Annotated in this window: 14 protein-coding genes; 2 read left to right on the forward strand and 12 right to left on the reverse strand. The window is 38.2% G+C overall.

The features are described from left to right. The 10 genes from JCM19034_RS17145 to JCM19034_RS17180 all read right to left on the reverse strand — a co-directional run. On the reverse strand, positions 1 to 963 hold a 963-nt coding region (locus JCM19034_RS17145), incomplete at its 3' end, for a hypothetical protein (RefSeq protein ID WP_197276439.1). After that, the gene (locus JCM19034_RS17150; protein ID WP_156324039.1) at positions 964 to 1,833 is read right to left on the reverse strand and encodes a hypothetical protein; all 870 of its coding nucleotides are present in this window, start codon (positions 1,831 to 1,833) and stop codon (positions 964 to 966) included. Positions 1,834 to 1,847: 14 nt separating this feature from the next. Further along, the gene (locus tag JCM19034_RS17155) at positions 1,848 to 2,885 is read right to left on the reverse strand and encodes an FIVAR domain-containing protein (RefSeq protein WP_062051678.1); all 1,038 of its coding nucleotides are present in this window, start codon (positions 2,883 to 2,885) and stop codon (positions 1,848 to 1,850) included. 52 nt (positions 2,886 to 2,937) lie between these two features. After that, positions 2,938 to 3,615: a hypothetical protein gene (locus JCM19034_RS17160; protein ID WP_062051680.1), complete on the reverse strand. Its 678-nt coding sequence runs from the start codon at positions 3,613 to 3,615 to the stop codon at positions 2,938 to 2,940. 535 nt (positions 3,616 to 4,150) lie between these two features. Beyond that, positions 4,151 to 5,311, reverse strand: coding sequence for a response regulator (locus tag JCM19034_RS17165; protein WP_062051682.1), 1,161 nt, complete (start codon positions 5,309 to 5,311; stop codon positions 4,151 to 4,153). A gap of 171 nt (positions 5,312 to 5,482) precedes the next feature. After that, the gene (locus tag JCM19034_RS21975; protein ID WP_156324041.1) at positions 5,483 to 5,644 is read right to left on the reverse strand and encodes a hypothetical protein; all 162 of its coding nucleotides are present in this window, start codon (positions 5,642 to 5,644) and stop codon (positions 5,483 to 5,485) included. 119 nt (positions 5,645 to 5,763) lie between these two features. Then, a complete protein-coding gene (locus JCM19034_RS17170) occupies positions 5,764 to 6,888 on the reverse strand; it encodes a DUF5050 domain-containing protein (RefSeq protein WP_062051684.1) in 1,125 nt (374 codons plus the stop codon). A 41-nt stretch (positions 6,889 to 6,929) separates the two neighbouring features. Next, complete coding sequence (locus JCM19034_RS24280; RefSeq protein WP_269431724.1) at positions 6,930 to 7,637, reverse strand: serine hydrolase; 708 nt, start codon at positions 7,635 to 7,637, stop codon at positions 6,930 to 6,932. Then, positions 7,550 to 8,137, reverse strand: coding sequence for a serine hydrolase (locus JCM19034_RS24285; RefSeq protein ID WP_269431725.1), 588 nt, complete (start codon positions 8,135 to 8,137; stop codon positions 7,550 to 7,552). The genes JCM19034_RS24280 and JCM19034_RS24285 overlap by 88 nt, the downstream gene beginning before the upstream one ends. 145 nt (positions 8,138 to 8,282) lie before the next feature. Next, positions 8,283 to 9,179, reverse strand: a complete 897-nt coding sequence (locus tag JCM19034_RS17180) for an AraC family transcriptional regulator (protein WP_062051687.1) — start codon at positions 9,177 to 9,179, stop codon at positions 8,283 to 8,285. A 536-nt stretch (positions 9,180 to 9,715) separates the two neighbouring features. Between JCM19034_RS17180 and JCM19034_RS17185 the strand changes: the two genes are divergently transcribed. Both JCM19034_RS17185 and JCM19034_RS17190 read left to right on the forward strand, forming a co-directional pair. Beyond that, a complete protein-coding gene (locus JCM19034_RS17185; protein WP_062051689.1) occupies positions 9,716 to 9,979 on the forward strand; it encodes a helix-turn-helix domain-containing protein in 264 nt (87 codons plus the stop codon). A gap of 129 nt (positions 9,980 to 10,108) precedes the next feature. Further along, positions 10,109 to 10,597, forward strand: a complete 489-nt coding sequence (locus JCM19034_RS17190; protein WP_062051691.1) for a competence protein ComK — start codon at positions 10,109 to 10,111, stop codon at positions 10,595 to 10,597. A 100-nt stretch (positions 10,598 to 10,697) separates the two neighbouring features. On the opposite strand, the gene JCM19034_RS17195 is transcribed toward JCM19034_RS17190, so the two are convergent. Continuing rightward, complete coding sequence (locus JCM19034_RS17195; protein ID WP_197276440.1) at positions 10,698 to 11,375, reverse strand: cysteine hydrolase family protein; 678 nt, start codon at positions 11,373 to 11,375, stop codon at positions 10,698 to 10,700. 36 nt (positions 11,376 to 11,411) lie between these two features. Continuing rightward, complete coding sequence (locus tag JCM19034_RS17200) at positions 11,412 to 12,767, reverse strand: uracil-xanthine permease family protein (RefSeq protein ID WP_062051693.1); 1,356 nt, start codon at positions 12,765 to 12,767, stop codon at positions 11,412 to 11,414. Between the last annotated feature and the right edge of the window lie 39 nt (positions 12,768 to 12,806).

The following is a 12,806-nucleotide window of genomic DNA, read 5'->3' on the forward strand; positions in this document are numbered from 1 at the left end:
AATTGTCACTTCATACTTGTCTGCGTTGTCGATCTCTTCCCATGTCAGAACTCCGTCTTCAAGCTCCACTACTGGGGCTGGTAATGCAGTAGCTGGTTCTGTATATGTCACTGAATCCGACGGTTCTGAATCCGTATACGCTGAGTCGTCTGATTTTGCTACCACACTCACCGTGTACGTGCCTGGTTCTAGTTCCAGTTCCGTCAAGTCTAGTTCCGTTCCTTCGGTTACTTCGACTACGATCGGTTCTCCGTCTTCTACTTCGATTGTCACTTCATACTTGTCCGCGTTGGTGATTTCTTCCCACTTCAACACGCCGTTCTCATCAAGCATCACTTCTGGTGTTTCTAATGGAGTGGCTTCAATACTGTTTACTGCCTCCATCTCAAAGTCGCGAACCGGTGCTCCATTCAATCCTTTAATATTGCCGGTGTCTTTCTTATATGACACTAAGACTGTATCATTCGGCTTAATCTCTGTTCCTGGATTCAATTTCAATATTTTATCGTCGTCTGGATCAATTTTATAGCTGTCAATCCCTAATTCTTCGTCACCAATTGTTACCGTAAGTCCGTCCAAATCTGTTAAAGTAATAGGCTTATCAAAAGTCAAAACAATCTCTTGCTCACCAACCGTAACTTCTTCAACAGACGCATCTGTTAGTTCAGGAGCAAACACGCTAAAAGTGAAATACTGCCCATTCTCTAACGGAACATCATTAGCTACGAAGTACGAAATCCCATTAATTTCACTAACTTCTAATTCGTATTCAGTAGCTTCAGAGAAATCGGTGTCATTGTCACTAACAAGCAGCTTTTTCACGTCCAGAATCGCATCCTCTGGTAAAGCAACTTGTACGTTTCCGACATCTTTTGTATTTTGGACTTTCCAAATCCGTTGTGCATGATATTCCGTATCCCTCACATACACATCAAATACTAAGTCTTCCCCATTATCTCCCAATCATGTATTGCCCATCGCTAGTAACTCATTGCTATTTTGTGCATTCGTATCCTCTAATGTACCTAAACCAATTGCTACCTGTGGTTCGCCTACGTTAATGCTGTGACTTTGCTTCTGATTGAGTTCTTCCGCATCGTCTCTACCGATACCGGCAATATTGTACTTGTAGGTAGAATCAGCACTCCACACAATATCTCCGTTTGTAGCAACGTAATCACTATTACCTTCATTCAGCGTAATACCATACTTGACTGCCAAATATGTTTCGATCTTCGCAGCATGATCACTTGTCAGTTCATCGTACAAGATAATCTCCGCGACATCACCGCCAAAGCCATGCCAATCATTACTGCCACCATTCGTCGCTCCGATGACAGGAGTGAATGTGAATGCGGAAAAGTTATTAGTCCGGCTAAACGTTGCTGTTTTCCCGTCAACTCTAGCCGTTTTTGAACCAGCAATTTCAAAATTGGAAAGCTGATGCCGGTTTCTATCTACAGGTCCATAGTAGTCATAAACCCCGGAAATCCCAGGTCCTGTGGTAAAATCATGACCATAACCACCCATGACAATCACACCGTTAGCAGCACCTGGATTCTGGTCTCTCGCCCCGACCAAAGCTCCTGCACTTCCCTCATCAGGGTGTTTATAGACCACAAAACCCGATGTGAAAGTGATTTCCTTATCCCCGATCAGTTTAGGTGAAACAGCATAATGCCCATTTGTCACATTATTGTTTTTAAATGTGACACTCGGGTTAAAGTTCACTCCACCTGCATTCACTTCAGGCGTCTTCGTTTCATTTCCTGCTGGTACGTCAAGTGTAAAGTTGATTGGTTCAGTAGACTGATCTTCCCAACCGGATAACAATCCATCTTCTTGGCCTAGTCCATATCTGCTTTTAACCAAAGAACTGGTTGAGAAGTTATCCCACCTGGAGTAACTCCTGGAGCAATTGGAACGACTTCTTGCAGATTATTTCTTGCTACTTCCAAATTCGTAAGTGCTTGATCTACTTCTGCTTGTGTTGCTTCCTTGTTATCCAAAACCGCTTGGGCTGAAGTCAATGCACGCTCGAACTCTTCCCAGCTCTCTTCAGTGTAATCTTCTTCTTGCAGATTTTCACCGTTGATTTCATCTACTTTTGCTTGTAAATCTTCTTTGTCTACAACCGTAATATTCATCGTTACAGGCGTTGTCGTAATTCCCTCTTTAATAAGAGTTGCTTCTAGCGTATAATTGCCAGATTGCAGTTTTCCTTCAGGAGTAAACTCCCAAGGAGTAAATTCCCAGTTCCCGTCTTCATCAACCTCGATTTCATCTTCAATAAATACAGACGGATCTGATTCACTTATTAGTTTTACTCTTACTTTTGAATTTGGGGTACCTTTTCCGCTAATTGTTGGTTTGGGATCAACAATTTGCTGATCATCTAGATCTAAAACTTCGAGATCAACTGGAGTCAGTACGATTTTCTTAGCTACTTCGTCATAAGCAACAGTAGCATCTGTGGACTTGTCCGATACAAAATAGGATGAATCCTCTATTGTTGCAGTATAACTACCATAACCTATTGCAACGTCAACGATCGGATTTGCATCATCTGGCATGATGTTTGCATATACGCCAACCTTGGCTCCGTCTTCCATACTATCTACTAGCGACAAATAAGCACTGTCCCGTGCTTCCGTATTTTTTAGATATACGTTGCGTTGCTCTCCATCGCTATTTAGATTGTCGTATACATAAGCTGTACCGCTAAATTCAAATCGAGCCTGCGACGCAGTGCCTCGCATGTTAACAGCAACATTCCCAACGGTCTCATTACCGTATAATTCAGTACCATAAAGACGGTTCCCCTTAATTTCTCCACCTGACATTTCAAAGCGGGGTCCACCGGAAAGTCCTAATGCAACAATCACACCATTACTGCCTTCAGAAATTTCATTCTCGGTTATTAACCCCCCTCAATTGTCAAAACCCCTCCCGAACCAGCAGCAAGCACACCTGGGGATTAGTCGGTATCAATCCTCTTATCTCGTTCTCTTTAATAAGAGTTCCGTCTTTTATAATCACGTTTGCACTACCACTTGAAAATACTACAAATGATCCGGTACCTTGTACTATATGATTTACAATATCAACATTTTCAAAAAGAGCTGTTGATCCACCTAAAACATAAATACCAAAATTCCCACTACTTCTTATTAATTCAACATTGTTACCGTCTATGATTAAATTTTCAAATGTAATGTTGTTAGCATTTGATATCTGAATCAAAGTTTGATTATTAAAATCTTCCTTACGAATAATCGAATAAGTACTACCCTCATCAGATCGTATCGTCGCAGTTTTTCCTAATATGTTGCTACTATTATCGATACTTAATGTTTGATCCAAAACAAAATCACTCAGCAGGACGACCGTCCCCCCGTTTTCCACTTCCTGAAGTGCCTTTTCAATAGTCGCAAATGGTGCATCTTTCGTACCGGCATTCGTGTCAACACCCCCGGATGACACATAAACGGTATCCTCCTCCGCCGCCACTGCAGCAGAAGGAACAAATGTCGTAAACATTGATGAGAAAACTAACAAGGTGACAAGAAACGACATCTGCAATTTGTGAATAAAGCTATTTTTTGACTTAAACATGTTTTCCCCTCCGTTAATTTACTAGTCATTCACTTTCAAAAAAAATGAAGTTCTTTATTACCTTTTTCACAATTATAATGAAGATTACTAAATTCCTATAGTCTAACCTCCTATTTGAGGCTTCCCACTTCATTCCTCCCCTTCATAATCAACCTATTACAGAAATAGTTAATAAGTCATAATATTTTCCTTTAGTATAAAATATAGAACTATACAAAAACTATACAAAAAGTATAACAACTATAAGGAAGGTACTGGAAAATGACGACTATTTTCCTATTCAACTACTAATTTGAGACAAAATGCGATAGTATATATGCATGATCAATCTATAATTGATAGCCTGTATACAAGATAGAGTAAGAAGTTTTCTTATTATTAATAGGGGACTTGTTCAATTATTAATGTGAACAGATTCAATTTACGGAGAAGTAAATTAAGGAAAAAAGGCCTAGTAGATGAAGAAGGAATTGATCTTTTCTTCTTCATCTACTAGGTACCTACTAATTTGCATATGCCCTTAATGATAATCATCTTATATACTTTGATTACTTATCTCCCAATCCTTGTACCATTTACTAATCTCTTCAGTAGGCTCGATATCATATTCCTTTCTCAACATCGCTTTTAGTTTATGGTATTGATTTTCTACTGCTAAATATTGATCTAACTTCGCATAAAGCTTCATTAATGCAACATAGCTTTCTTCTGCATATGGGCATTTTTTTTGTACGGTAGAATAAATTGAAATCGCTTCTTCCATATTATTTTGTTGAAAATAATAGTCTGCCAGCATTCTAGCAATTTGTAGCCATTGTTGTCGTCGATTTTCTAATTCATCTAAAGCCCAGTGAAAGTAATAGGAACCATAATAATCCCCTATGTATTGGTTAAACATTATTTTATATTGTGGTACGTCAGTCTGAGTAAGGGCTGGAACACTATTTAACATGTTATCCCATTCATCCATGACGACTGAAACGGAATTTCCTACCTCTAGTAAGTAGCCCGTATCGATATTTGTCACACTTTTAATATTGATGTCACGTATATTTGCTTTTTTTAATGAATTTCGACAATGGTAAATCATTGTATAGAGCTGCTGGTAGCCTTGTTTGAGTGTGGAATCAGGCCATAGCAATTCAATCAACGTGCCCTTTGCGATAAATTTATTCCGATGATGCAGTAAGTAGGCGAACAGCTCTAATACTTTTTTTGTTCGCCAATAAACCGGTATTTCTTCGTCCTTTTCATTATAAAATTTGATTTCTTGAAAACAGGAAACGGAGATTCCCCTTTTATGTTTAGGACTGTTCAGGCGGTTGTGCGGTCTATAATATGTTTCTAGCCGCTCCAACGTTTTTTTCAGGCGCTTGGGCATAATCGGTTTTAATAAATAATCCAAGGCAAATATTTCATATGTTTCCATGGCATATTGATCATACCCTGAAACAAAAACAATGAAGACCTCGGGATAATCGTCTCTAATTAGGTTAGCTAATTCTATCCCACTTATTTCAGGCATGCGGATATCTAGGAATATGATATCCGGAGTGTCAGATTGAATGGCTTCCAATGCATTTTTCGCGTTCTGATATTCACCTATTACATCAATGTTATTGCTTACTCTATGCAATAGCGCTTTCAATCTCTCTAAAGCTAGCTTCTCGTCGTCTATTAAAATTGCTTTAAACAATGAAATCATCCTTTTCAAACGAAGATTCGAGAAAATTCGAATCAGTTACTTCTATTATAAACAAAAAATATAGAAAAGTCTGCCACATTGTCGTTTGTTGTCGTGGGCTCGTCGGGTCTGACCCCAAAATACAAAAAAAAGAACTGCCAATTCGTTTTCGGCAGTTCACTATTATTTACTTATTGTAGCGATCTCTTGATGTTTTTTAATAAACGATGCAATTTCATTAACTAGTTCTTTCGCATTTATGTTATCTCCATTGGCAATTGAACCCTTTTCACACATCGTTATTAGTAAAGCTTTCAGGTCTGCTTCCGACAACTTTATGGACATTAAAATAGAATCTCCTTCAACAACTACTAAACTAATTTTTATCATACATATATTCTATTAAATTATCAATAGTTGATTTTGGGGGTCAGACCCTCAATGAGGGGTCTGACCCCCCACCCTCACTCTCCATGCGAATGGTACAACGTGTCCCATTCTCCTGTCTCAAAGTCATAAATTGAATAGATCGTCGCACCACGCCCATAAGGAGCAACCATATATCGATCAAATATATAGCTTTCATAAAACATCGTGTCTTCTAATATTTCATCTGTTCCATCTTCTACACTAGCATATTTAACCGTTCTATCTACTTCTGCCTCTACGTATGGTGAATAGAAAATGTGACCGTTTCTAGCGTTGAAGTACTGTGCATATTCAGAGGTATGACGTTGTATTTCGCCTGTTTCCAGGTCGTATGAATGAATGCCCTCATCTGTATTATAATAAAGTGTTGAACCATCGAGAATGGTTCGCCCAATACTGAATACTTCAATTTCCTCGCCAACTTCTCCATTGTCTTCCAACTCATAAACAAACATCTCTTGTTGTATGACTGCATAATCATTATTTACCGTCACATGTGCTTCTGAATGCGGTTGCCGCTCAAGCTCAAAGCTTTCTGTATCTAATGTATACGTATAATACCCCTCTTGGCTTTCAGGATACGTTTGAATCATCATCATCCAAATTTTATCATCGGCCAATTGTGGTGAATCAATTTTCCCTTTGGCAATCGTTATAACTTCTTCATCCTCAAACGAATAAAATTGAAATTGTTCATCATCCTCATAATTGCTTTCAACAAAAAACATTCCTTTAGGCGTAACGTGTAGTCCTTTGACGCTCGATTCACCTACTTCGAGAACTAAGTTAGGTTCTCCACCATCAACAGAAACGGTATAAATCCCATAGCCTTCCCCTAAATCATCAGCGATATAAAATTGCTCATCATAAAAGTCAACTCTCCCACCGATAAAGATATTCCCGTTATAGTTGCCATACACTTCGTTAGATTCTTCTACAACTTCCGGTTGAACTTCATCGACGTCAGGCTGCTCCTCTTCGTCTTCTAATTCCACAGCTTCATCTACTCTATCAACTTGATCCACTTGTTCTTCACTAAGCAGGTCACCTTCTTGCTTGATTTCTCCACTAACCTCATCGTTATTAGATGAACAACCGATTACAGTTATCACCACTAAAACCATTACTACTATAGATAGCCACCAATTCTTTTTACTCAACTTCATACTCCTCCACACATTCAGTATTTTACCGATGAAAATTATGTAAATGTTTTATTAAGGGTCTGACCCCTTTTCTGAGCAATATATTTGTTATCATAACAATCTTTGTACTCTAATCGTTCTACTTGACCTGACGAGGAATAGTAGAATGTTAGATGCTCATTAACCATTTCTGTTATAAAGATCGTTTTGGATGTAGAGTGACTAACAGGAACAAGTTTAAATTTATAGAAAACACCGTACCTTTTTGGAACAGTTACGTATAGTTCATTTTGTTTCGTTGTGATTTCTAACATTTGTTTATTCTTATCAATGACATACTTACCCACCATAGCCTGATTCATTGTATATTCGATCGGTCCAACGGTTACAGGAATAGATACTTTCTCTTCAAAGACGATTTTAGCCAAATCTCGCGTAATATGCGTGACAGGAGTGACATCCATATTGCTTAGAAAGATAATCGTAACCTGTTCATCGACAAATCTTAACATATTGCTACAAAAACCACTAATATCCCCAAAATGGTGGATGCATTTTCTACCTAGTATATCAGATACCATCCAGCCACAAGCGTATCCATCTTGATATGGTTTGAACATCTTTTCTGTAAGTTTTTTATTTAGGAGTTGGGATGATTTTAAAGCTTGATCCCATTTTAATAAGTCCTCTGTTGTAGAATATAGGCCATATGCCCTAATGGAAATGATAGATCCGCATAAGCTGGGTGGATAGGCTTCTCCCAATAGGAATATCCAGTTGCTAAATGTGGAACTACCACCCTTCCATCATCGCATCCTGTATGTTCCATTCCTAATGGCTTGCATATATTTTCTTGAATGTAATCAGAATATGTTAGACCTGATACGTTTTCGATGATAGCCGTTAGCAACGCGTAACCTGAATTTGAATATTCAAATTTACTACCAGGTGCAAACTGTAATGGACGGTCTTTAAATGAATCAATCAATTCATTTAAAGTAAAAGGGAGCCTCATAGTAGTTGACCAAAAGTCTTGGAAACTCGTGTAATTTGGGATTCCTGCCGTATGAGTTAGACAATGATAGATTGTTATGATCTCACCTTGTGGATAATTGCTAAGATACGTCCCTATCGTATCGTCTATATTTAAGTTGCCTCTTTCATGTAATTGAAAAATTGCTAAAGCAGTAAAAGCCTTAGTAAGAGAACCAATACGAAACTTTGTCGTAGGCTTATTTGGTACCATGTGCTCCCAGTTAGCCATTCCAAACCCTTTATTTAAAAGAATTTTATCATGAGCAGCGATTAACATCGAACCATGTAAATACTTATTTCCTTCGCATAGTAGGGTCTGACCCCCTCCCTGTTAACGCATTAAAGCGGTGAGGGTCAGACCCCTTTTTTACACATTATTCATCGGCATTCGGTAGTACGCTTTTTCGAAATTCGGTTGGTGTCATTTTCTCATACTTTTTGAATAAACGCATAAAGTATTTTTCATCGGTTAAGCCGAGTGTTATCGCAATACCTTTCACGGTTTCATTCGTATTCATTAACAATTCCTTGGCTTTTGAGATTTTCATTAGATGAATATATTCTTGAATGCTATATCCTGTCGTCTGTTTGAAGATTCGTGATAAATAATCACTGTTATATTGAAATTCTTCAGCAACCGCTGAAACGGTTACTTTTTTGAATACGTGCACTCTTATCCACTCTTTGATCATTTCTACCTTTCGTTCCGCAGCTGTTTCCAGTGATATCGTTTTGTGATGATAGATCGTTTGTTCAGAGATTTCAATCAGAAGTGACGTGGCTAAATAATGGGCATGTAAGGTATTATAATAATTTGCTTTTGTAACATCAAATAATTGCTTACATAATATATGAATTCGTTCAGCTTCAATAGGTTTTGCATGAATAGGTAATAAGACGGTTGCACAGGTCTCGTTATCGACAGGTATCATATTCGACCGCAACGACTTTACTTCGCTATCCATCATTGTACGAGTAAGTAATGAATAGGGACTTGAAAATGTAAAATGAAACCAATAATAGGAAGTACCTATTGGGGAATCAGCGAATCCTACATGAAGTTGTCCAGGAATTAAAAATAATATTTCACCAGGTTGAACTGTAAATTGCTTCCCGTTTTGTTCGATGTAAAGCGTTTGATTTAAGTTAATAATCAAAACGAACATATCCATATTTCTCTTCATATGAGTCCAAGTTTCAGAAGCAACAAATTGCCCTCCAGAATAAAAATTGATCGGTTGTTCAACGGACGCTTTAATGTATTGGTTCATTCAATACCCCCCTTAAAGTCGGATTCCTCTACTTTTTCTACATACATTCGCTACAACCAAACAGCCTTCATTACTACTAAGTAACGGTATGGCTAGAGGCTTATGCTATTCCATCTTACTGTAGCATTTATGTACCTTTTATTCAAAAAACTTCGAGTTGTGTATGGTGCAAAGGAAAAGTGCACATAGTTTTAAATTGCACATACAAAGTAATGCAACATGACACGGAGCCTCTATGGGCATGCTCCTTAAGCCAAGCCAAGTCTTGGCTATGTCATGAAGACTAGCATGCTCCCCTCTCCGTGTTAAGTTGTAGCGAGATTTTGCCTTTGCAAAACACAAGTTGCTCAGATATCTCATATAAAACAGCTCAACAATGAGAGTTATTCTCTTTGTTGAGCTAATTTCGAACAAAGCTATTTCTAACGTTAATACCTTCAAATATGACATCTCACTAACCCTAAACAACCACCACTATAGTGTATGGTGTCTCCCATACTTCAATTACATAATGATGAAAAAAGGGAGACAGAACTATGAGTAAAAACCCAGTAAAACAAGAGCTCGAACGCCATATTGGTCGGCACGTCCGATTGCTTCGGACTGAACGAAGCCTCTCTCTTGAAGACTTGGCTGGAATCACAAATGTGAGTCTCACTCATATTTCTAATATTGAACGAGGTAAATCAAGTATGACACCCTTTACGCAAATGAAAATTGCAAAAGGATTGAACCTAGCACACCCGAATGAACTGACAAATAAGGCGTTCGATTTAGTTTACTCTTCGTATGACTTCTAATCAATCGGATTAGCAGGACTCTTTCTCCACAAGGAACTGCTAATTCGATCGAAATAACCGTTCGTTACTCCATGTACAATTCCCCGTATGATCGTTTTTTTAAAAATCGCTACCAAAGGAGCTATTCCAATGACAACATCCATCCTCTCGCATTATGACATTAATCAAGACACGATTGCATTACTTCCTGCGAAGCGAATCGAATATGACACGATCGTTTGGGAGCGAAATGACAGCCTCCATGTGAAACAACCGATGCTCTCATTGATCAAGGAGGCATGTCTAGAAGGAGGAGCTGATTACGAAGGCAGACGAGTTGCCGTCATCCACAAAACAGGAATCCAACATAAAATCCCAATCCCGATTCAACCACTGCAACAGATCTATGCCTTCCCTACCCACTCACCAAAGCTATATGAATGCTGCTGGATATTCTACCACCACATCAAATCGATTCAACATCATCCCACGAAAGCAAGTGAATCTATCATCACCTTCCACAACTATCGAAAGCTCACATTACCTATTTCTTATGCTGCACTAGAAAAGCAAATGCACCGGACGTCGTATTGCATTGTGCGGTTTTCGTTCCAAACATTAGACAGAATATTAAGATAACTGTTCTCATATGTTTTGCTTTTTCGCGAAATAAGTGCTCGGTTAATACCGCTATTACATGTAGTCTGTGCGATCACTTTATGCATATTCTATTTAACATCTATACTATAGAACACATTAACGTGATAGCAGTACTAACTACTTTTCTTAACAATTTCACTGATAATTTCTTTCGTACTCGAAACTTGACCGAATTCATAGGCAATGGTTGATAACGTAATACGTTGAATTCTTCCGCAGAAACAGGTCCAAATCCTAAATCAGGATAATCCATTGCTGCATTACCATCACTTAAAAAGATCACTTTATACTCTCGATGTGCTGCATCACGAACCGTAGTTTCACAGCATACATTCGTCACTGTACCACAAATAATTATTGTATCTATATCCTTTGTTCGTAAGATTGTATCTAAATCTGTATCATGGAAGCCACTATAAAATAGTTTATCTACAATAATATCCTTCTCTTTAGGCTTAATGGCATCGATGATTTCAACTTGATCTATTCCTCGTGCTAATATTTCATCAACATTTGGATACATTGCCTTCATTATGCCCGTATCTGATCCGTCACCTCGAACAATATGACGAAGGTAGATAACTGGTAGATTTGCATTACCTGCAACATCAAGAAGTTCTCGAATATTATCGACAATTAACTCTGTATTCTTTACATATAAAGCACCTTCAGGCTCACAAAATACTTTTTGCATATCGACGACGATAACCGCTGTCCTTTTTACATTAATATCCCATTTCACTAGTTCTTTTGCCATAACCTTCTCCATCCCTTCTACTAATCAAAATAATAGTTACCCCGCGTTTTTCAACGTTTTTTCATAGTCATCATTCGTTTCTTTTTCTAACCTAGGTCTGATGATTAGATTAACAATTATGTTTAATCCTACTAGTAGGATTAGTCCCACAAGCATCGGTTCAGCAACAATACTTCTTACAGCATATGGCATTCCTTCTACAATATCAGCTGGTAAATGCATCGTGCCTAAAGAAATAATAAATGCTGTTGCGGCAACTGTAAGATTTAAATCATCCCATTTAACCGTACTTAGCATTTGAATCCCACTTAATGCAATAACTCCGAATAGAATAGTAGATGCACCAGAAAGGATCGAACCTGGAATACTAGCTATTAAAATACCAATCTTAGGAATAAAACCGATAATGATCGCAACAATCCCTGCAGTGTAGGTCACATAACGACTTCCTATACCTGTAACACGAATGATTCCAATGTTCTCCGGATACGAAGTAGTTCCTAGACCACCGAATATTGCACCAATTGTACACCCGAAAAATTCTCCAAAAAGTCCTCTATTGGCTCGTTCTTTGCTTATTTCTTGATTACTCCATCCACCTAAAAGATTATACATTCCTACTGATTCTGCTGATGCGTGTAAAAATGCTAACAAGAACATTCCTACGGCCGCGATCGATATAGAAAAACCAAAAGGAAATAATTGTGGTAGCCCTACCCAGCTCGCCTCATTCACCGCTGTCATACTAATCGGCTGGATTATAGAATAAAAAATGGTTCCAATGATAATCCCTAACAAAACCGATCCCCGACGTAGAATCGTATTCCCACCAACAACCATTAGAATAATAACTGCCAACACTGTAACTAGTGCTGCAAAAAAGTTAATAGAAGTTGTTCCACCTACACCAAACCAACCACTTAATCCTATTTCTGCCAATTGTGCACCAATGATTACTAGTAGTGTGCCATAGACGAGTGGCGGAGAGACAAATCTAACAACATAAGCCATTAGCCCCCACTTCTTTATTGGTATGGATAAAAGCATCATAATCATTCCTGCTACCATCATCGATCCAAAGGCTGTTCCTAGCCCTTGATCAAGACCTACAGATAGAAGGATTGCGAAAAATACTGCGGTAGGACCTTGCACAACTGGAAGCTTAAGCATTTTCCCTGATTGTAGAACTGTTACAATACCAGTTGTAATAAAACATGCTTGAATTAAATAACCAATCATACTTGTTTCTAGTCCCATTGCTTGACCAATTAATACCGGAAATAAGAATATCCCTGTTAATCCTAGCAAATGTTGAACACCGAATGCTAATGTATGTCGCTTTGATAGTTGGTCTTCTATGCCAACTTGGAGCACCTTTTTTTCTTGATTCATCATTCTTCCTCCTTTTTCCTGGGTTATAGTGGATAATTT

It is taken from the genome of Bacillus sp. JCM 19034, assembly GCF_001310635.1.
Classification (GTDB): Bacteria; Bacillota; Bacilli; order Bacillales; family Bacillaceae_D; genus Halalkalibacter.

Bases quoted from the DNA above. Each gene is read 5' to 3' on its own strand.
- JCM19034_RS17180 (WP_062051687.1), bottom strand. From the start codon at position 9,179: ATGAACCAATACATTAAAGCGTCCGTTGAACAACCGATCAATTTTTAT.
- JCM19034_RS17200 (WP_062051693.1), bottom strand. From the start codon at position 12,767: ATGAATCAAGAAAAAAAGGTGCTCCAAGTTGGCATAGAAGACCAACTA.
- JCM19034_RS17190 (WP_062051691.1), top strand. From the start codon at position 10,109: ATGACAACATCCATCCTCTCGCATTATGACATTAATCAAGACACGATT.
- JCM19034_RS17185 (WP_062051689.1), top strand. From the start codon at position 9,716: ATGAGTAAAAACCCAGTAAAACAAGAGCTCGAACGCCATATTGGTCGG.
- JCM19034_RS17195 (WP_197276440.1), bottom strand. From the start codon at position 11,375: ATGGCAAAAGAACTAGTGAAATGGGATATTAATGTAAAAAGGACAGCG.
- JCM19034_RS24285 (WP_269431725.1), bottom strand. From the start codon at position 8,137: ATGGCTAACTGGGAGCACATGGTACCAAATAAGCCTACGACAAAGTTT.
- JCM19034_RS21975 (WP_156324041.1), bottom strand. From the start codon at position 5,644: ATGTCCATAAAGTTGTCGGAAGCAGACCTGAAAGCTTTACTAATAACG.
- JCM19034_RS17160 (WP_062051680.1), bottom strand. From the start codon at position 3,615: ATGTTTAAGTCAAAAAATAGCTTTATTCACAAATTGCAGATGTCGTTT.